We start from the raw sequence: 19,315 nt of genomic DNA, 5'->3' as shown, positions 1-19,315 counted from the left end.
TAAGCACAGCGCAGCTCGCTGAAGCAATAAACACAGCGCAGCTCGTGCTTGCGGATAGGCACTTCTATAGCTGGTCGATGTTTCTGGCGGCGCCTGTTGAGGCTGAGGTGGTCATGGCGGCGTAGGCGCGGAGGGCGGCGGAGACGGGGCGGTTGCGGTCGCGGGGGCGGTAGGTGCCCAGGTCGGCGAGGAGTTTGTCGCGGCGGGCGGTGAGTTCCTCGTGGGGGACGTCCAGTTCGAGGGTGCGGCGGGGGATGTCGATGATGACCTGGTCGCCGTTCTGGACGAGGGCGATGGCGCCGCCGGCGGCGGCTTCGGGGGAGGCGTGGCCGATGGACAGGCCGGAGGTGCCGCCGGAGAAGCGGCCGTCGGTGATGAGGGCGCATGCCTTGCCGAGGCCGCGGCCCTTGAGGAAGCTGGTCGGGTAGAGCATTTCCTGCATGCCGGGGCCGCCCTTGGGGCCCTCGTAGCGGATGACGACGACGTCGCCGGGCTTGACCTTGTCGCCGAGGATGCCTTCGACGGCGTCCTCTTGGGATTCGAAGACGACGGCGGGGCCGGTGAAGGTCCACAGTTCCTCTTCGACGCCCGCGGTCTTCACGATGGCGCCTTCGGGGGCGATGTTGCCGTACAGGACGGCGAGGCCGCCGTCGGCGGTGTAGGCGTGCTGGACGTCGCGGATGCAGCCGGTCTCGCGGTCGAGGTCGAGGGTGTCCCAGCGGGCGCTCTGGCCGGACGCCTGGGTGGTGCGGACGCCGCCCGGGGCCGCGTGGTACATCTCGACGGCTTCGGGACGGACGTCGGGGGAGCGCACGTCCCAGGCGGACAGGAACTCCGGCAGGGACGCGGAGTGGACGGTGTGGACGGAGCGGTTGAGGAGCCCGGCCCGGTCGAGTTCGCCCATGAGGGCGGGGATGCCGCCGGCGCGGTGGCAGTCCTCGACGTGGTACTTGGGGGTGGCCGGGGCGAGCTTGCAGATGCAGGGGACGCGGCGGGACAGCTCGTCGATCTCCTTGAGGCCGAAGCCGACGCCGCCTTCGTGCGCGGCGGCCAGGAGGTGGAGGATCGTGTTGGTGGAGCCGCCCATGGCGATGTCGACGGCCATGGCGTTCTCGAACGCGTCCCGGGTGGCGATGCTCAGCGGCAGGACGGAGTCGTCGTCCTGGTCGTAGTAGCGCTTGGCGAGCTCGACGACGGTGCGTCCCGCGTCGGCGTACAGCTTCTTGCGGGCGGTGTGGGTGGCCAGGACGGTGCCGTTGCCGGGCAGGGCCAGCCCGATCGCCTCGGTGAGGCAGTTCATGGAGTTGGCGGTGAACATGCCCGAGCAGGACCCGCAGGTCGGGCAGGCCGCCTCCTCCAGCTTGTCGAGGGTCTCGTCGGGGACGGAGGTGTCCGCGGACGCGATCATCGGGTCGATCAGGTCGAGCTTGTGGCCGTTCTGGACGCCTTCGACGGGCTTGCCGGCCTCCATGGGGCCGCCGGAGACGAACACGGTGGGGATGTTGAGCCGCATCGCGGCGATCAGCATCCCCGGGGTGATCTTGTCGCAGTTGGAGACGCAGATCAGCGCGTCCGCGCAGTGCGCGTTGACCATGTACTCGACGGCGTCGGCGATCAGCTCGCGGGACGGCAGCGAGTAGAGCATCCCGCCGTGTCCCATGGCGATGCCGTCGTCCACGGCGATGGTGTTGAACTCGCGGGGGACGCCTCCGGCCTCGCGCACGGCGGCGGCGACCATGTCGCCGACCTCGCGCAGGTGGACGTGGCCGGGGACGAACTGGGTGAAGCTGTTGGCGACCGCCACGATCGGCTTGCCGAAGTCCTCCCGCTGGACGCCGCTGGCGCGCATGAGGGCGCGGGCGCCCACCATGTTCCTGCCGTGGGTGACCGTACGTGACCTGAGCGGGGGCATCTGTGACCTCTCCAACCTGTGGCGTGCTCTGGAACGATCGTACGTCCGCCGGCGAGGTCGGCCGGACGGCGCCATACGATGATCTTCGTCGCGGCGGCGGATCGCGGCGCCGCGGCCGGCTCTGCAGAGGTCGTGTGGGCCGGCTCGTACGGGCCGATGGTATCAACGGCCGGCTTTTCCGGCCGACCCGGCTCGGAAGGGCCTTGTCCGGGGCGGCGGGGTCAATTGATCAGCCAGAGGGCGGCGCCTGGTGCGGAGAGAAGGAGGGCGCCTCGCGCTCGATGCCGTGGGGGGTCGCCGGCCGGTAAGCACGAGGTGCCCCTCCACACCGGTCTGCGGGCCCGGTCGTTCGGGGCTCTGCGCTGAGCCGTGGACGGCCTCGGGCCGTCCCGGGCTTACTGCTTGCTGTCGAGGCCGGCTTCGGCCTCGGTCGGGTACTTGGGGGGCAGGGCCTGCTGGGCGGCCTGGTAGATGCGCTGGACGTCGGACTCGGTGAGGATCTTCGGGCGGCGGCGCAGATAGCCGCGGGCACGGGGGCCCGCGTAGACGTCCACGTCGCGCACCCGCATCACCTTCCAGGGGATGCTGGGGCCGTAGATGGCCACCGACGGCTGGACGGGCACCTCGAAGCCGACCCGGTTGGCGATGATCTTGCTGGCCTGCTCGGCCTCCCAGCGCGCCTCGTCCAGGCGGTCCTTCTTGTTGAAGGGGCCGTGGAAGAGCTTGCGGTGGGAGAGGGTGCGCACCGGGAGGCGCTTGTCCCATTTCTCCGAGTCGATGGCGTACACGCCGCTGGGGCCGATCACCAGGTGGTCGATGCGGCCGTCGCTGACGCCCTCGCCGTCGCGCGGGACGGCGCGCGCGTGCAGGACGCGGTAGCCGCCCTTCTCCAGCGAGCGCAACTGCTTCTCGGTGCGCCGCTCCGCGGCCGAGGACTTCTGCCACGCGGGGACGCTGGAGTCCTTGCGGGAACGGCGGACGACGTCGGCGATGACGGCCAGCGCCGCCACCGTGATGCCGACGCGCATGCTGAAGACGAGGCTGAGCACGATGAACAGGGCCAGCGCCACCGCCGCCCGTTCCAGCCACCGGCGCGCCCGTGGCTCCTTCAGCAGTTCGGCGAGCGAGTCCCTGGGCGGGCGCCCCTCAGGACCTCCCCTCGCCTCCGACGCCTCCCCGGCCTGGTCGTGGGATGTGTGCTGCGTCTGCTGGGGCTGGCCGCGCGCCTCCCGTGCGTCGCCCCGCTCCATGATCGCCATGAGTTGACGCTCCGTCATCCTTTCGTACCGCAAGCATGATCCTCCGTGCGCAGAGTAATCATTTCCGCGTCCGCGGACTAGCGGTGTCGGGTTAATACTTTTGTCGCCGCTTCCAAGGGGTTAGTTGTTGCCATGGCCGGGTACGGGCGTCCGCTGCCTTGTCGGCCGAGTCGGGCGACTTGCCGCCCCTGTCATCTTTGATGCCGGGGCATCCGGCGTCTAGCGTTCGGCTCTGTGACTCATACCCACGATCTGGGCGCCATGCGGCTCGCCGCCGCCATTCGCGCCAGGGAACTGTCCCCCGTCGAGGTCACCGAGCACTACCTGGATCGGATCGAGCGGCTCGACTCCAGGCTCGGCGCCTTTGTGACCAGCACGCCCGAGCGGGCGAGGGAGGAGGCCAGGCGCGCGGAAAAGCGGATTCTGGAGGCGCCGGACCCGGCCGGGCTGCCGCCGCTGCTGGGCGTCCCGGTGCCGATCAAGGACCTGAACATGGTCGACGGGGTCCGGATGACCCTGGGATCGAGGGCCTACGACGGCTTCACCGGGTTCACGGACGACAGTGTCGTCACCCTCCTGAAGGAAGCAGGTTCTGTCCTTCTGGGTAAGACCTCGACCCCCGAATTCGGCTTGCCCTGTTATACGGAAAGCGCCGTCGCGCCACCGGCCCGTACTCCCTGGGACACCTCGCGTTCGGCGGGCGGGTCGAGCGGTGGCGCGGCCGCGGCGGTGGCCGGCGGGCTCGCCCCGGTCGCGCAGGGTAGCGACGGCGGCGGCTCGATCCGGATCCCGAGCAGCGTGTGCGGGCTGTTCGGGATCAAGCCGACGCGGGGCCGGATCTCGCAGGGCCCGATCGTTCCCGACCTGTTCGGCCTGTCGACCAACGGGCCGATCGCCCGGTCGGTGCGGGACGCGGCGCTGCTGCTGGACGTGATGGCCCGTCCGATGCCCGGAGACCTCTACATGGCGCCGCCCACGGAGGGGACCTACCTGGAGGCGGCCGACCGCCCGCCGGGCCGTCTGCGGATCGCTCGGAGCCGCGAACCGGTGGTGCCCGGGGCGGAGGTTCACCCCGATTGCGTCGCGGCGTACGAGGAGGCGTCGGCGCTCCTTGAGGAGCTGGGTCACGAGGTGGTGGAACTGCCTCCGGTGATGGACGCCGCGCTCGTCCCCATCTTCGAGACGCTGTGGGGGGTGATGGCGACGCTGACGCCGGTCGATCCCTCGCAGGAGGAGCTTCTGCAGCCGCTCACCCGGTGGTTGCGTGCTAAGGGCGACGCGACGAGCGGGCCGGAGCTGCTCCGCGCGCACGCGATGTTGCAGTCCGCGCTGCGCAGCGCGTTCCCGGTGATGAACGAGTTCGACGCGATCCTGCACCCGACCCTCGCTCAGCCGCCCGTGCCCATCGGGTACTTCCACGATCAGGAGCCCGCGGAGAACTTCGAGCGGCAGAAGCACTTCACGCCGTTCTGCGCGGTCTACAACGTGTCCGGGCAGCCCGCGGTCAACGTGCCCTTGTACTGGAACGCCGACGGGCTTCCCATCGGCGTGATGCTCGCGGGGCGCCTGGGGGGCGAGGCCACGCTCATCTCGCTGTCCGCGCAGCTCGAAGAGGCCCGCCCCTGGATCGACCGCAAGCCTCCGATCTGGGACGAGTGACCTGGCGCAGGCACAACCCAGGGACGGTCGGCGACGTACATGAGAAAGGGCCTCGTACACGGGTATTGCGTAATAGGGGGCACGGACTAAGGGGCATGGTCAGAGCGTGGCTGATGCGGAACTGAACAGGCTGGCCCAGGAGCATCGGGTGGCGACACGCTACACCGACTGGCGGGGCCAGGAGACCGAGGTGTCCGACGACACCCTCAGGGCGGTGCTCACCGCGCTGGGGGCGGACGTCTCCACTCCTGCGGCGGTGCGCGAGACCTTGGCCAGGGTGGAGGAGGAGAAGCGCAACCGCCTGCTGCCCCCGATCCTGTTCCAGCGGGCGGGACGCAGGGAGGCCCTCCAGATCCCGTGGGGTGCGCGCGGGCCGGACGAGGTGTGGCTGGACATGGCCGACCGCGGGTCGGTCCAGCTCCATGCCACGAGCGTCCGTACACGCGACGGCCTGCTGAAGCAGTACTACCTGCCGCCTGGGACGCCGCACGGCTGGCATCGCGTACGTGTCAGGGTCCGCAGCCAGTGGCGTGAGGAGAGCGCGCCCTTGCTGCTCACTCCCGCGCGCCTTGAGGTTCCGTCCAGGGCGTGGGGGTTCACGACGCAGCTGTACTCGGTCCGGTCCAAGGAGTCGTGGGGGATCGGCGACCTGCACGACCTGACGGAGCTGGCGTCGTGGAGCGGCCGTGACCTGGGCGCGGGGTTCATCCTGGTCAACCCGCTTCACGCCACCGAACCCGTCACCCCTATAGGGCCGTCCCCGTATTCGCCGATGAGCCGCCGTTTCGCCAGCCCCCTGTACCTGAGGGTGGAGGACGTCCCTGAGTACGCGGCCCTGCCTGCGAGGGATCGCGAGCGCATCTCCGTCCTCGCCACCAAGGCCAAGCCGCGTGACGGGACCGGCCGTGAAGGAGGCGCCCTCCTCGACAGGGACGCCGCATGGGAGGCCAAGCGGGAGGCCCTCGAAATCCTCTTCGCCGTGCCGCGCAGCGCCGAACGGCAGCGCGCCTACGAGTGGTACCGCCATCGCGAGGGAGCGCCCTTGACGGCCTTCGCCACGTGGAGCGCGCTGAGCGAGGAGCACGGCGCGGACTGGCGGCGCTGGCCCCACGAGTTGCGGGACGCCGAGAATCCGGCCGTCGCGCATGCCGCCAAGCGCCTCGAAGACCGCGTCGAGTTCCACGCCTGGCTCCAATGGCAGCTCGACGAGCAGCTCGCGGAGGCCCAGGCGGCGGCGCGTGAGTCGGGGATGCCCATCGGCATCGTGCACGACCTGGCGGTCGGTGTTCATCCGGGCAGCGCCGACGCCTGGATGTACCGGCCGATGTTCGCGCCGGGGATGAGCGTGGGCGCGCCCCCGGACGAGTTCAACCAGAAGGGGCAGAACTGGGGCCAGCCACCCTGGCACCCGGGCCGCCTGGCCGATGCCGCCTACCTTCCCTTCAGGGGGATGCTGGCCGCGGCGCTGCGCCATGGGGGCGGTCTGCGTCTCGACCATGCCATGCAGATCTCGCGCCTCTGGTGGGTGCCGGAGGGCGCGTCCGCGGATGAGGGCACCTACGTGTACTACGACCGCGAGGCGATGCTCTCCACGCTCGTCTGGGAGGCGGCCCAGGCGGGGGCCGTCGTGGTGGCCGAAGACCTGGGCACGGTCGAACCCGAGGTACGAGACGACCTCGCCGAACGGGGCGTGCTGGGGACGTCGCTGCTCTGGTTCGAGCGGGACGCCGAGGGCCGTCCGAAGAAGCCGGAGGACTGGCGGGAGTCGTCCCTGGCCACGGTCAGCACGCACGACATGCCGCCTATCGCGGGCTTCCTGCACGGCGACCACATCGAGTTGCGCGAACGCCTGGGCCTGCTGACCCGTCCCGTGGAGGAGGAGACGGCCGACCACGCAAGGCAGCTGGCGGACTGGCTGCGCCTCCTGCACGAGGAGGAGTTGCTGGACACCACGCCCGAGGAGATCCTGGACGCGCTCAAGGAAGGCTCCACCGACCACGACGCGGAGGTCACGGCCGCGTTGCACGCCTTCCTCGCCTACACACCGTCCCGCCTGGTTGGGGTGTCCCTGGCCGACGCCGTGGGGGAGCGGCGCACCCAGAACCAGCCGGGCACCACCGACGAGTACCCCAACTGGCGCATTCCGCTGGGAGATCCAGAGGGCGAGCCCATCTTCCTTGAGGACCTCCCAAGCGTTCCCATGCTGGAGACCTCTCTGGCTCCGTTCCAGCCACCCTCAGGTTAGGAAAGCGCGGCGGTCAGCCTGGACGACACGTCTTCCAGGAGGTCGTCCGGGGTGATGTCGGCGGCGCCTATGGCGGAGAACACCGCTGGTAGGCCGGGGAGCGGGAACGTGTCGGCGTCGGCGTCCGCCAGGGCGGCCTTGCCCAGGCGGTGGCGGCGCAGCGACGACTGCGAACGCGACCAGGCCGTCTGGACCTCCTCGGGCGACGGCACCCCGAAGCCATGCCCGACGGGCGCCGCGTGCCGCAGCTTGACCAGGGCGCCGTCGGTGAACTCGACCGCCAGCTTGCAGCGCTCCTCCAGATCGGCGCGTACGCGGCCGTCCAGGCGGCTCATGACCGAGCAGGGGGTGCGGCAGCGCGCGGCGCAGTCACCCAGGGCCTTGGACACCTGGCTGTGCTGCCGGTCCAGGTAGGCACGCCAACCCGGGGGCGGCTCGTTGGCGACGCGGAGGCTGCGTTCACAGGCCGAGCGCTCGGGACGGGTGTGGTCGCACCTGCGTGCGGCACCGGGTTCGATGGGCACACCGAACCGGCTGCCCGGCCCGGAGACCGACTCACCCAGCCGGGCCGGGTCGCCCGCATGGCCCAGGACGGGCTCCCAGGCCAGCATCGGCAGGTACTCGCCGGCGATGTGCAGGGCGGCGACGAGGGCGGCCATCTCCCGCCTGTGCCAGCGGATCTCCACGACCTCCAGCAGCAGCGCGTACGCGGGCCGCAGGCTGCCCAGGGCCCCGCGTGGCCGTTCACGCGGGGCCTGGGGCATCCGGCTTGCGCGCGCCCGGTCCAAGAGGTCCTTGGGGACTTCCCCTGCCTCCTCGGGCATGCCGAAGTCCTCGGCGTCCAAGTCCAAGACGCGCTGCCCGAACGCGCACAACGCCGCGACCCGGGTGGACTCACCGTCCACCCGGAAGCCGGAGGCGACCAGAGCCGCGATGTCACCGAAGGCGTGTCTGCGCGCAAGCGCCGTCAGTACTTCCCGCGCAGTCTCCACGCCTCCACCCTGCCACGGGCCTGTTCCCGCGGCTCCTCCATCGCCCCTTTCGTAGAGCGCCCTTACAGCGCCCCTTTCTCCTAGCGCGCGGCCTCGGCGTCCTTGCGGCGGGCCCTCAGGGCACGCGCCACGCCGTCGCGTCCCTCCGACAGCAGGCGGGTCAAGGCGGCCGGGGGGTCGCTCTCGGCGATGTAGGACTCGGTGCGGTCGATCGTGGACTGCTCCACGACCAGGAAGGGGTAGGCCACCTCGGCGAACGTCTGGGACATGTCGCTGCTCCACTCCTTCCAGATGCGGCCGACCTCGGCGAAGTACCGGTCGGCGTACGGGACGAGCAGCTCGGCCTGGTCGGGCTCCACGAACCCGCCCAGCGTCGCCCGGAACACCGCGTTGGGCAGCTCGCCGCCGATGATGCGGTCCCATGCCGCGGCCTTGGCCTCGGCGGTCGGGATGGCCGCGCGGCAGGCCGCCGCGTGCCGTTCTCCGGCCGCGGTGGGGTCCCGCTCGGCCTCGGCGGCGATCTCCGCCTCGCCCGCGCGTCCCATCACCACCAGGCGGCGCAGCAGCGCCCAGCGCAGGTCGGTGTCGACCTTGAGCCCCTCCATGACCTTCGAGCCGTCCAGCAGCCCGGCCAGCAGGTCCAGGTGGTCGTCGGTCACCGCCACCGAGGCGAACGCCTGGATGTAGGCGAGCTGGAAGTCCGAGCCGGGCTCGGCCTCCTCGGCCAGTTCGAGCAGCGCGTCGGCCATGAGCCGCAGGCCCTCGGGCCGCCAGGCCGGGTCGGCGTACTGCTGCACGGCGGTACGGGCCTGACGCAGCAGCGTCTGCACCACCGAGATGTCGGTGACGCCCCGGATGCCGCTGACGACCAGCTTGACGTAGTCGCGGGTGGCCATCTCCGCGTCCCTGGTCATGTCCCAGGCCGCCGACCAGCACAGCGCCCGCGGCAGGCCCTCCTTGATGTCGCCGATCCCCTGGACGAGGGTCCGCTGGGACGTGTCGTCCAGCCGGATCTTGGCGTAGGTGAGGTCGTCGTCGTTGACCAGCACCAGGTCGGGACGCTCGCGCCCCACCAGGGCGGGCACCTCGGTGCGGGCGCCGACGATGTCCAGCTCGACCCGGTCCCGCCGGACGATGCCCTCCTCGGTGCGGTCGTACAGGCCGATCGCGATGCGGTGCGAGCGCAGCGTCGGGTACTCGGACTTGGCCTCCTGGAGGACGGCGAACGAGGTGAAGGCGCCGTCGGCGTCCACCTCGTAGGAGGGGCGCAGCGTGTTCACGCCCGCCGTCTCCAGCCATTCCTTGGACCACGACTCCAGGTCGCGTCCCGAGGTCTCCTCCAGCGCGTCCAGCAGGTCGGTCAGGACGGTGTTGCCCCAGGCGTGCCGCTGGAAGTACCGCCGCACCCCCTCAAGGAAGTTGTCGCGGCCGACATAGGCCACCAGCTGCTTGAGCACGCTGGCGCCCTTGGCGTAGGTGATCCCGTCGAAGTTGACCTCCACCGCCCGGATGTCGGGGATGTCGGCCGAGATGGGGTGGGTGGAGGGCAACTGGTCCTGCCGGTACGCCCACGCCTTCATCAGGTTCGCGAACGTGGTCCACGACCCGTTCCACTTGGTGACCTCGGCCTGGCACAGCACGCTCATGTACGTGGCGAACGACTCGTTCAGCCACAGGTCGTCCCACCAGCGCATGGTGACCAGGTCGCCGAACCACATGTGCGCCATCTCGTGCAGGATCGTCTCCGCGCGCCGCTCGTAGGCGGCGTCGGTGACCCGCGACCGGAAGACGTAGTCCTCCAGGAACGTGACGGCTCCGGCGTTCTCCATCGCGCCGGCGTTGAACTCGGGCACGAACAGCTGGTCGTACTTGGCGAACGGGTAGGGGCGGTCAAAGACGTCCTCGAAGAACGCGAAGCCCTGCCGGGTCACCTCCACGATGGCGTCCGCGTCCAGGTGCTCGGCCAGCGACGCGCGGCAGTACACGCCGAGGGGGATCGAGGTGCCGTCCGCGCGCCGGTACTCGTCGGTCACCTTGTGGTACGGGCCCGCGATCAGGGCCGTGATGTAGGTGGAGACCTTCGGGGTGGGCGGGAAGTGCCAGATGACGGGGCCGCCGTCCTCCGCCTCGTCGCGGCCGTCGGGGGCCTCGTTGGTGACGACCTGCCAGTCCCCGGGCGCCTTGACGGTGAACTCGAAGGTGGCCTTGAGGTCCGGCTGGTCGAAGCACGCGTACATCCGGTGCGCGTCGGCCGTCTCGAACTGCGTGTAGAGGTACACGTTCTGGTCGACCGGGTCCACGAACCGGTGCAATCCCTCACCCGACCGCGAGTAGGCGCAGTCCGCGACGACGCGCAGCTCGTTGGACTCGGCCAGGGACGGCAGAGGGATCCGGCCCTTCTCGGCGTCATAACCGGAGGGGTCCAGCGCGGTCCCGTTGAGGGTGACCTCCCGCACCACGGCCCCGTGCAGGTCGACGAAGGTCGACGCGCCGGGCTCGGCGCAGCCGAACCTGATCACGGTGGTGGAGCCGAACCGCTCGTCGCCCGTGGTGAGGTCCAGGTCGACGGCGTACTCGCTGACCGTGAGCAGCCTGGCCCGTTCCCGCGCCTCGTCGCGCGTGAGGTTGCCTGCCACATGTACTCCTTGGCTGTCCCGAAAGGTGTCGTTCCATGTCTACCAAGGGGGCTCCTCGTTAGGGCGGGGCGGCACGGCCGGTGTGGGCAAAACGGGGAACGAGCCCGGAATCGCCGGGAATGGTGATGCGGATCTCTGGGTTGCCCGTGAGTGACATTGACCGGTCTAAGGAGGACCCTCTTGTCTTCAGACACGCCGCGCACCCCCGTGGACTTCTGGTTCGACCCCTTGTGCCCCTGGGCGTGGATCACGTCCCGCTGGGTGCACGAGGTCGCCGCGCTGCGCCCGATCGAGCCGCGCTGGCATGTGATGAGCCTGGCCGTCCTGAACGAGAACAAGGACATCCCCGAGCAGTACCGGGAATTCCTGAAGCAGGCGTGGGGGCCGGTCCGGGTGTGCATCGCCGCCGAGCAGAAGTACGGCTCGGAGGTCCTGGAGCGGCTCTACACCGAGCTGGGCAACCGCTTCCACCACGAGAAGCAGCCCAGGGAGAAGGCGACGCTGGCCGCCGCCCTGGAGGCCGCGGGCCTGGACCCGGACCTGGCCGAGGCCGCCGACTCCACCGAGTACGACGAGGCCCTGCGCGCGTCCCACAAGGTCGGGATCGACAAGGTCGGCCAGGAGGTCGGCACCCCGGTGATCGAGGTGGAGGGCAGCGCCTTCTTCGGTCCCGTCGTCACCCCGATCCCGCGCGGCGAGGCCGCCGTGAAGCTGTGGGACGGGGTCCTGGCGGTGGCGAGCACCGACGGGTTCTTCGAGCTGAAGCGCACCAGGACGAGGGACCCCATCTTCGACTGACCCGCCCGGCCCGGCCTCCGGGGACGGTCCCTGCCGTACGGCCGCTTCGGGCCAGGGGCCCCGCCGTCGGCTGCGAGGCACCGGCTATTGCGACTGACTTGCAGTTGCCACCGATCTGCCCGCACACTGGTCCCGTCGAGTCGAATCGGCAGGATTGGTGGGTGACGTGCACGTACCGGATGGATTCATCGACGCACCGGTGTCGCTCGTGGCAGGGGCCATGGCGGTCGCGGGCGTCGCGGTCTCCCTGCGCGGCGCGCGCAGGGAACTGGACGACCGCACCGCTCCGCTGGCCGGGCTGACGGCCGCCTTCGTGTTCGCAGCGCAAATGCTGAACTTCCCGGTCGCCTCCGGGACGAGCGGGCATCTGCTCGGCGGGACGCTGGCCGCGATACTGGTCGGCCCGTACGCGGGTGTGCTGTGCGTCTCGGTCGTGTTGCTCTTGCAAGCGTTGCTGTTCGCCGACGGCGGGCTCACCGCCCTGGGGGTCAACATCACGCTGATGGCCCTGGTCACCGTCCCCGTCGGGTACGGCCTGTTCCGGTCGCTGCTGCGCGTCCTGCCCAAGACCCGTCCCGCGGCGAGCGGGGCGGCGTTCGCGGCGGCGGCGGTGTCGGTGCCCGCCTCCGCCCTGGCCTTCACGCTGATCTACGCGCTCGGCGGCACGACCGACATCCCGATCGGGACGGTCGCCGCCGCCATGGTCGGCGTGCATCTGCTGATCGGGATCGGCGAGGCGCTGATCACGTCGTTCGCGGTGTCCAGCGTGCTGGCCGTCCGCCCGGACCTGGTGTACGGGGCGCGCGACCTGATCAAGCCGGTGACGCTGCGCACCGCCGCCGCCGGCACGCCCGCCGCCCTCTCCGCCGAGCCCCTGGACAACCCGTCATGAGCACCAAGCGCTTCTTCCTCGCCGCCCTGCTGGTGACGGTCGTCCTGGCCGGGTTCGTCAGCTACTACGCCAGCTCGAAGCCCGACGGCCTGGAGAAGGTCGCGCAGGACAAGGGCATCAACGCCCAGGAGAAGGACCATGCCCTCAAGGACTCGCCCCTGGGCGACTACGGCGTGAAGGGCGTGGACAGCGAGCGTCTGTCGGGCGGGCTGTCCGGCGTGATCGGTGTCGCCGCCGTGCTGGCGCTGGGCGGCGGCCTGTTCTGGGTCCTGCGCCGCCGCGGGCCCGCCCAGGACGAGGCCCTGGGCACCGTGGGCTCCTCTCCCTTGAAGGACGGCTAGGTGGGGCATCGCCATGTGCACCGGCTCTACGTCCCTGGAACCTCGCCGGTGCACCGGCTCCCGCCGCAATGCAAGCTGGTGGCGCTACTGGCGTTCGTGCTGGTCGTCGTGGCCACCCCGCGCGAGCGGATCTGGGCGTTCGCGGTGTACGCGGTGTTGCTGGCCGTCGTCGCCGCCGTGGCGCGGGTCCCGTACGGGGTGGTGCTGCGCCGCACCCTGATCGAAGTGCCGTTCGTGGCGTTCGCGCTGCTGATGCCGTTCGTCGCTACCGGTGACAAGGTCACCGTGCTCGGCGGCTTGGAACTGAGCCGGCACGGCCTGTGGGGCGCCTGGAACATCCTGGCCAAGGGCACCCTCGGCGTGATGGCGTCCGTCCTGCTGGCGGCGACCACGGAGCCGCGGATGCTGCTGCTGGGCATCGAGCGGCTGCGCATGCCGCAGCTGATCACGCAGATCGCCGGGTTCATGCTCCGGTACGGCGACGTCGTGGTGGGGGAGCTGCGCCGGATGAAGCTGGCCCGCGCCGCGCGCGGCTTCGAGGCCCGCGACCTGCGGCACGCGGGGGTGCTGGCCCGGTCGCTGGGCGCGCTGTTCCTGCGGTCGTACGAACGCGGCGAGCGGGTGCACCTGGCGATGGTGAGCCGCGGCTATGACGGCCGCATGCCCGTCCTGCACGAGGTCGGCGCGACCGCAGCGCAGTGGGGGATGGCCTCTGCGCTGCCCCTGAGTGCCGGGCTGGTCGCCCTTGCCGCTTGGATGACCCCATGACCCCTTCCCTGGAGGTACGCGGCCTCGCGTACGCCTATCCCGATGGCACCCAGGCCCTGTACGGCGTGGACGTCACCATCGCCAGGGGAGAGCGGGTGGCGTTGCTGGGGCCCAACGGGGCGGGCAAGACGACCCTGGTCCTGCATCTCAACGGCATCTTGCACGGCGGCTTGGGCGAGGTGCGGGTCGGCGGCCTCCGGGTCGATCCCAAGGACAGGGAGTCGCTGCGGGAGATCCGCCGCCGGGTCGGGATCGTGTTCCAGGACCCGGACGACCAGCTGTTCATGCCGACCGTCCGCGAGGACGTCGCGTTCGGCCCGGCCAACCTGGGTCTGCGCGGCCCCGAACTGGACCGCCGGGTGGAGGACGCGCTGCGCCGGGTCGGCATGCTGGAGGTCGCCGGCCGCCCGCCGCAGCATCTCAGCTTCGGGCAGCGGCGCCGGGTGGCCGTGGCGACCGTCCTGGCGATGGAGCCGGAGATCCTGGTCCTGGACGAGCCGTCGTCCAACCTGGACCCGGCCAGCCGCCGCGAGCTGGCCGAGATCCTGCTCTCGCTGGACGTGACGGTGCTGATGGTCACCCACGACCTCCCGTACGCCGCGCAACTGTGCCCGCGCTCGCTGATCCTGTCCGGCGGCGTGATCGCGGCCGACGCCCCCACGCCGGAGCTGCTGGCCGATGGTGAGCTGCTGGCCGCCCATCGCCTCGAACTGCCCTTCGGGTTCGACCCGTCCGCCGCGGCCCGGCTCTGAGCGCCGCACACCCGCCTTGCCCCGCGCGGGTGTGCGTTCCCGTGTGTACCGTGCGTTTCCGCTTGCGCCGGAGGGCGGCGGTCGGGGAGAGTTGACTACTGGAAATGGCAACGGTTTTCATATCCGAAACGGGGCATTTTGTGAAGGTTGCATTCGTCGGCAAGGGCGGCAGCGGCAAGACCACGCTGTCGTCGCTGTTCGTCAGGCACCTGGCGGCGCGGGGCCTTCCGGTGGTGGCCATCGACGCCGATATCAACCAGCACTTGGGCGCCGCGCTCGGGCTCGACGACGAGACGGCCGCGGCCGTGCCCGCGCTGGGCGACCGGCTGCCGGAGATCAAGGAGTACCTGCGCGGCGACAACCCGCGGATCTCCTCCGCGTCCGCCATGGTCAAGACGACCCCGCCCGGCGCCGGGTCGCGGCTGCTACGGGTCCGCGGCGACGACCCGGTGCACGCGCTGGGCGTGGACGTCGGCGGCGTGCGGCTGCTGGCCACCGGCCCGTTCAACGACGACGACCTGGGCGTGGCCTGCTACCACTCCAAGACCGGCGCCGTCGAGCTCTACCTCAACCACCTCGTGGACGGCCCCGCCGAGTACGTCGTCGTCGACATGACCGCCGGCGCCGACACCTTCGCGTCCGGGCTGTTCACCCGCTTCGACCTGATGTTCCTGGTCGCCGAGCCCACCAGGAAGGGCGTCGGGGTGTACCGCCAGTACACCGAGTACGCCCGCGACTACGAGGTCGCCATCGCGGTCGTCGGCAACAAGGTGCAGGGCGAGGCCGACGTGGCCTACCTGCGCGAGCACGTCGGCGACGACCTGCTGACCTGGCTCGGCCAGTCGGCGGCCGTCAGGGCGCTGGAGCAGGGGCGCGACGACGCCGAGCTGGAGGCGTCCAACAAGGCGGCGCTGGACGCGATGCTCGCGGCCGTCGACGCCCGCGAACCCGAGCGCGACTGGGACCGCTACCGCCGCCAGGCCGTGGAGTTCCATATCAAGAACGCCCGGAGCTGGGCCAACCGCGCGGTGGGCGAGGATCTGGAGGCGCAGGTCGACCACGGCTTCCGCTTCCCCGTGCCGGTCCCCGGGTGAGCCGCCGCGGGTGAGCCTGCAAGGATGTCCCCATGCGCGTGTTTCTCGGATGCGACCATGCCGGCTTCGAGCTGAAGGAGCACCTGGTCGGCTGGCTGAAGGCGAACGGCCACGAACCGGTGGACTGCGGGGCGCTGGAGTACGACGCCGCCGACGACTACCCGCCGTTCGTGCTGCGCGCCGCCGAGCGCACCGCCGGGGAGCCGGGCACGCTGGGCATCGTGATCGGCGGATCGGGGAACGGCGAGGCGATCGCGGCCAACAAGGTGAAGGGGATCCGGGCCGCTCTGGTCTGGAACGCCGACACCGCGAGGCTCGCCCGCGAGCACAACGACGCCAACGTCATCAGCCTCGGCGCCCGCCAGCACGACCTCGACACCGCGACGGAGTTCGTCCGGCTGTTCCTGGAGACGCCGTACTCGAAGGAACCGCGCCACACCCGCCGGATCGACATGCTGAGCGAGTACGAGCGCACGGGCAGGATCCCGGGCTCGTCCTGAGCGGTGGCGGGCTCGGGTCAGCGGGGCTCGGCCTGGGGCGGTTTGCGTCCTCCGCGCTTGTCGAGGCGGCGCCGCTCGTTCTTGGCGGCCTTGCCCCGCTTGCCCGTCTCGGGCTGGTCGGTGGACGCCGCGGGCCGGGGCGTGGCGGCCTCGGCGCCGTCCTGGCGGGGTCGCGAGACGTCCCGCGCCCGCATGGCCGCGTCCACCGTGATCCGCATACCAGGCTGTCCCATGACCCGCCTTTCGTTCCGGCCTGCACACCTTCGGGGTGTCAGCGCACCTTCGGACCTGTGTGACAGTGTCCTCCATGACGAACAGGGCCTCCATGACGAACAGGGCGAAGAGGCCCGTGCGGACCATTCTCCGAATCACCGCGGTGATCGCGCTGTGCAACGCGACCGCCTGCACGGACCCCGTGGCACCCAGCGTTCCCGCCCGTTCGGATCCCCGCCCCGCACCACCTGGGAAGCGGACGCTCGATTGCTCCGATCCCATCGACACCGCGCCGTCCCCGACCAGCCCGCATGCCGGTGTCCTCGGCGTGGTGGGCCTGGACCTGACGTCCAAGTTGCAGGCCGCCCCGGCGGCCGGAACGCGACCGAACTGCACATCCCACCCTGCCCCGCACCTGAGCGGGGCTCCGGCACGTGGCTGGTCTTCCCAGGCGGGTATTCCCTCGACGCGCCCGCCTGCGTGCCCCTTCAGGTTCGGACGGGAGGCAAGACCACCACCGTCCACGTCCCGGTGGCCGCCCCTTGCCCGAACTGACGGGGCCCGCCGCAAGAAGATGATCGCTCGCACGTATGCGCGCGGTTGGTGTGGATGCTCGATACAGTGCCGGAGTCATGCTGCAACGTCTGGTCCACCTGCTCCCTCCGGGGGTCCGTGCGTTCCTGCGCCGGATCCCCGTCCTGGTGCGGATCTACCAGTGGCTCAGGCGTGGCAACCTGGCCCGTGACCGGTACGTGTTCGCGGCGCTCGCGCTGCTGACCCTGGCGATCGGGCTGATCTCGCCCGTCTCGCGGGCCTGGGCGCCGCCGAGCGCGCTCGTGCTGACCGTTCTGGGCGGCGGCCTGCTGTTGAAGGTCCGCAGCCTGGGCATCCTGCTCGGGCTGGTCGCGGCCATGATCGCCTACAACGACTGGAAGGACACCAGGGAGGTCGGTCCCGGCCTCATCGCCACCATGGCGGTCGCGGCGGTCCTCGCCCTGACCCTGGCCCGTACCCGGCAGAAGCTGGGCGTCCAGGGGTTGCGGGGCGATTCGATGCTGCTGGAGCTGCGCGACCGGCTGCGCCGCCAGGGCGAGATGCCCGCCCTTCCGGAGGGCTGGGACTCCCAGGTGGTCCTGCTCCAGGCGGGCGGCTCCTCCTTCGGGGGCGACTTCGTCGTCTCCGCCTCCGATGATGAGAGACTGGAGGTCGCGCTGGTGGACGTGTCCGGCAAGGGCACGGATGCCGGAACACGCGCCTTGATGCTGTCCGGGGCGTTCGGTGGGCTGCTTGGATCGCTCCAGCCCGATCGCTTCCTGCCCGCCTGCAACACCTATCTGCAGCGCCAGAGCTGGGACGAGGGCTTCGTCACCGCCGTCCATCTCGTCCTGGACCTCAAGACCGGCGAGTACACGATCGAGTCGGCGGGCCACCCTCCGGCCGTCCAGTTCGACGCGGGCACCGGCACCTGGCGGGTCGGCTCGGCCAAGGGCGTCGTGCTGGGCGTGGTGCCCGACCTGCGCTGCGTCCCCGAGCACGGCAGGCTCGGCCCGGGGGACGCGCTGCTGCTCTACACCGACGGCCTGGTGGAGTCCCCGGGCCAGGACCTGGACGCCGGGATCGACCGGCTGCTGGGCGAGGCCGAACGGCTCGTCCCGGAGGGCTTCCGCAGCGGCGCGAAGGAACTGGTCCAGACGATGGCCGCGACCCGCGACGACGACTGCGCCCTCGTCCTGATCTGGCGCTCCTGACCCGGCCCGCCCGGCCGTCGCGGTGGCTCAGTGACCGTGGCCGGGCACGGAGGCGGGCGCGGTCGTGGCGGGCGCTGAGGGCGGCGGAGGCGAGGTGGGGGAGCCGCCGCCATCTCCGGTAAGGCTCGCGACGAGACCGCCCAGCAGGAGGACCGCGGCGGCAGCGGCGGCTCCCGCCAGGACGCGGGCACGGGTGGTCGAGCGCGCCCCGACATGCCGGAGCACGGTGAAGGCCACGGTGTCCGGCCCTTCGTCGTCCCCGCCCGGACGCCCGGCGGCCGGGGCGGCCAGGGGGATGATCTTCGCGGTGCCGTCGTGGGCGGAGGGCGGCCCGCACTGCTGGACCAGGGCGAGCAGCAGATCGGACGCCGAAGGGCGGTCCTCGGGGCGCTTGGCCAGCGCCGACCGTACGGCGAGGAGCAGGGGGACGGGCAGCCCGTCCAGTCTCGGCTCGTCGCGGATCACGCGGAGCGCGACCGCGGCCGGGTCGCCGTCCCCGAACGGCATCCGGCCGGTCGCCGCGTACGCGATCAGGCAGCCCCAGGTGAAGATGTCGGACGCCGGGGTGGCCTGCTCCCCGCCGAGCACTTCGGGGGCCATCCATCCCGGGGTGCCGAGGACGGTGCCGGCCGAGGTGAGGGTGCCGGGCGCGGCCGGGGCGTCCTGGGAGCGGGCGATGCCGAAGTCGATCACGCGGCATCCGGAGAGCGTGAGCATCACGTTGGCGGGCTTGAGATCGCGGTGGACCAGCCCGGCGGAGTGGATCGCGGCCAGCGCCGACATCACGCTCACCGCCACGCCGTACGCCTCGGCGCCCGGCAGCGGCCCACCTGTGGCGATCCGGCGTTGGAGCGATACTCCGCCGACGTATTCGCTGACGATGTAGGGGAGGCCGTCCTCCTCCCCGTGCGCCAGGACACGGGCCGTGCAGAACGAGGCGACCCGGCCCGCCAGCACCGCCTCGTCCCGGAACCGTTGACGGAACGCGGCGTCGGCGGCCAGGTGCGGGTGGATGGTCTTCACCGCCACCCGGTCGTCGGAGCCGGGGGCGTGCCCGAGGTAGGCCGTTCCCATGCCGCCCGAGCCGATCCGGCCGAGCAGGGTGTAGCCGCCCACCAGCCGGGGGTCGCCCGCTTCCAGCGGCCGCACGTCGTCGAGGGGGCGGACGTCACCGGCCGGGGCTCCGCTGAGGTGCCCTTCCATGAAGTACTCCTCGCCCCCTTCCAGGGCCTTCGGTCCAGCCTGTCCCCCGATGATCGTGCACAGTATGGTGCCCTATGAACACGGATCGTATGAAACGTGTTCGTCACGTCGATGTAGCCCCGATGGCACGCGGGCACGGCACAGTAATGACCAGTTCGGCAACCGCCCGGCTCCCGTCGGATCCTCCTCGGCGCGCGGGTGTCCAGGGTGGTTGGCGGCACCGAAGGCGATGTCCGCGCGGTCGGTACCCCAGGGGTGGGAGGCGCCGTTCCGCGCGGGCATCGATCCTTTTCTGCCGCTGCG

The 19,315-nt window shown here is 71.1% G+C and carries 16 protein-coding genes; 10 read left to right on the top strand and 6 right to left on the bottom strand.

Translation table 11 applies throughout. The features are described 5' to 3' along the window. Positions 1 to 64: 64 nt before the first annotated feature. Both ilvD and ACGWYJ_RS18360 read right to left on the bottom strand, forming a co-directional pair. Positions 65 to 1,912, bottom strand: coding sequence for a dihydroxy-acid dehydratase (ilvD, locus tag ACGWYJ_RS18365; protein ID WP_395107248.1), 1,848 nt, complete (start codon positions 1,910 to 1,912; stop codon positions 65 to 67). A 395-nt stretch (positions 1,913 to 2,307) separates the two neighbouring features. Continuing rightward, the gene (locus tag ACGWYJ_RS18360; protein ID WP_395107247.1) at positions 2,308 to 3,189 is read right to left on the bottom strand and encodes a nuclease-related domain-containing protein; all 882 of its coding nucleotides are present in this window, start codon (positions 3,187 to 3,189) and stop codon (positions 2,308 to 2,310) included. Positions 3,190 to 3,405: 216 nt separating this feature from the next. On the opposite strand from ACGWYJ_RS18360, the gene ACGWYJ_RS18355 reads away from it, so the two are divergent. Together ACGWYJ_RS18355 and malQ are read left to right on the top strand one after the other, a co-directional pair. Next, positions 3,406 to 4,830: an amidase gene (locus ACGWYJ_RS18355; RefSeq protein WP_395107246.1), complete on the top strand. Its 1,425-nt coding sequence runs from the start codon at positions 3,406 to 3,408 to the stop codon at positions 4,828 to 4,830. Positions 4,831 to 4,936: 106 nt separating this feature from the next. Further along, positions 4,937 to 7,075 carry a 4-alpha-glucanotransferase gene (gene malQ / locus ACGWYJ_RS18350; protein WP_395107245.1) on the top strand — a complete coding sequence of 713 codons (2,139 nt, stop codon included), beginning with the start codon at positions 4,937 to 4,939 and terminating at the stop codon, positions 7,073 to 7,075. Here malQ and ACGWYJ_RS18345 read toward each other — a convergent pair. Beyond that, complete coding sequence (locus tag ACGWYJ_RS18345; protein WP_395107244.1) at positions 7,072 to 8,067, bottom strand: hypothetical protein; 996 nt, start codon at positions 8,065 to 8,067, stop codon at positions 7,072 to 7,074. The genes malQ and ACGWYJ_RS18345 overlap by 4 nt on opposite strands. Before the next feature lie 80 nt (positions 8,068 to 8,147). Further along, entirely contained in the window at positions 8,148 to 10,703 is a 2,556-nt protein-coding gene (gene pepN, locus ACGWYJ_RS18340) for an aminopeptidase N (RefSeq protein WP_395107243.1), read from the bottom strand. A 180-nt stretch (positions 10,704 to 10,883) separates the two neighbouring features. On the opposite strand from pepN, the gene ACGWYJ_RS18335 reads away from it, so the two are divergent. From ACGWYJ_RS18335 to ACGWYJ_RS18305, 7 genes are all read left to right on the top strand, one after another. Next, positions 10,884 to 11,501, top strand: a complete 618-nt coding sequence (locus ACGWYJ_RS18335) for a DsbA family protein (RefSeq protein WP_395107242.1) — start codon at positions 10,884 to 10,886, stop codon at positions 11,499 to 11,501. Between the two features lie 199 nt (positions 11,502 to 11,700). Then, positions 11,701 to 12,393: an energy-coupling factor ABC transporter permease gene (locus ACGWYJ_RS18330; protein ID WP_395107241.1), complete on the top strand. Its 693-nt coding sequence runs from the start codon at positions 11,701 to 11,703 to the stop codon at positions 12,391 to 12,393. Next, on the top strand, positions 12,390 to 12,734 hold the full coding sequence (locus ACGWYJ_RS18325; RefSeq protein WP_395107240.1) for a PDGLE domain-containing protein: 345 nt from the start codon (positions 12,390 to 12,392) through the stop codon (positions 12,732 to 12,734). The genes ACGWYJ_RS18330 and ACGWYJ_RS18325 overlap by 4 nt, the downstream gene beginning before the upstream one ends. Then, the gene (gene cbiQ / locus ACGWYJ_RS18320; RefSeq protein WP_395107239.1) at positions 12,735 to 13,502 is read left to right on the top strand and encodes a cobalt ECF transporter T component CbiQ; all 768 of its coding nucleotides are present in this window, start codon (positions 12,735 to 12,737) and stop codon (positions 13,500 to 13,502) included. Further along, a complete protein-coding gene (locus ACGWYJ_RS18315; RefSeq protein ID WP_395107238.1) occupies positions 13,499 to 14,254 on the top strand; it encodes an energy-coupling factor ABC transporter ATP-binding protein in 756 nt (251 codons plus the stop codon). Before cbiQ ends, ACGWYJ_RS18315 begins: the two co-directional genes overlap by 4 nt. Positions 14,255 to 14,394: 140 nt before the next feature. Beyond that, positions 14,395 to 15,348, top strand: a complete 954-nt coding sequence (locus tag ACGWYJ_RS18310; RefSeq protein WP_395107237.1) for an ATP-binding protein — start codon at positions 14,395 to 14,397, stop codon at positions 15,346 to 15,348. A gap of 32 nt (positions 15,349 to 15,380) precedes the next feature. Then, a complete protein-coding gene (locus tag ACGWYJ_RS18305) occupies positions 15,381 to 15,848 on the top strand; it encodes a ribose-5-phosphate isomerase (RefSeq protein WP_395107236.1) in 468 nt (155 codons plus the stop codon). A 17-nt stretch (positions 15,849 to 15,865) separates the two neighbouring features. Here the strand turns inward: ACGWYJ_RS18305 and ACGWYJ_RS18300 are convergent, their stop codons facing one another. Beyond that, positions 15,866 to 16,081 (bottom strand): hypothetical protein, encoded by a 216-nt coding sequence (locus tag ACGWYJ_RS18300; protein WP_395107235.1) that lies wholly within the window; start codon positions 16,079 to 16,081, stop codon positions 15,866 to 15,868. A 612-nt stretch (positions 16,082 to 16,693) separates the two neighbouring features. Here ACGWYJ_RS18300 and ACGWYJ_RS18295 point away from each other — a divergent pair. Then, a complete protein-coding gene (locus ACGWYJ_RS18295; protein ID WP_395107234.1) occupies positions 16,694 to 17,809 on the top strand; it encodes a PP2C family protein-serine/threonine phosphatase in 1,116 nt (371 codons plus the stop codon). Between the two features lie 27 nt (positions 17,810 to 17,836). Here ACGWYJ_RS18295 and ACGWYJ_RS18290 read toward each other — a convergent pair whose 3' ends face one another. After that, a complete protein-coding gene (locus ACGWYJ_RS18290) occupies positions 17,837 to 19,012 on the bottom strand; it encodes a serine/threonine-protein kinase (protein WP_395107233.1) in 1,176 nt (391 codons plus the stop codon). Between the last annotated feature and the right edge of the window lie 303 nt (positions 19,013 to 19,315).

Origin of the sequence: Actinomadura sp. SCN-SB (assembly GCF_043906805.1) — a bacterium.
Classification (GTDB): domain Bacteria; phylum Actinomycetota; class Actinomycetes; order Streptosporangiales; family Streptosporangiaceae; genus Spirillospora.
This window is presented reverse-complemented; position numbering and strand designations above follow the sequence as displayed.

Bases quoted from the DNA above. Each gene is read 5' to 3' on its own strand.
- ilvD (WP_395107248.1), bottom strand. From the start codon at position 1,912: ATGCCCCCGCTCAGGTCACGTACGGTCACCCACGGCAGGAACATGGTG.
- ACGWYJ_RS18315 (WP_395107238.1), top strand. From the start codon at position 13,499: ATGACCCCTTCCCTGGAGGTACGCGGCCTCGCGTACGCCTATCCCGAT.
- ACGWYJ_RS18290 (WP_395107233.1), bottom strand. From the start codon at position 19,012: ATGGAAGGGCACCTCAGCGGAGCCCCGGCCGGTGACGTCCGCCCCCTC.
- ACGWYJ_RS18325 (WP_395107240.1), top strand. From the start codon at position 12,390: ATGAGCACCAAGCGCTTCTTCCTCGCCGCCCTGCTGGTGACGGTCGTC.
- ACGWYJ_RS18295 (WP_395107234.1), top strand. From the start codon at position 16,694: ATGCTGCAACGTCTGGTCCACCTGCTCCCTCCGGGGGTCCGTGCGTTC.
- ACGWYJ_RS18300 (WP_395107235.1), bottom strand. From the start codon at position 16,081: ATGGGACAGCCTGGTATGCGGATCACGGTGGACGCGGCCATGCGGGCG.
- ACGWYJ_RS18305 (WP_395107236.1), top strand. From the start codon at position 15,381: ATGCGCGTGTTTCTCGGATGCGACCATGCCGGCTTCGAGCTGAAGGAG.
- ACGWYJ_RS18360 (WP_395107247.1), bottom strand. From the start codon at position 3,189: ATGACGGAGCGTCAACTCATGGCGATCATGGAGCGGGGCGACGCACGG.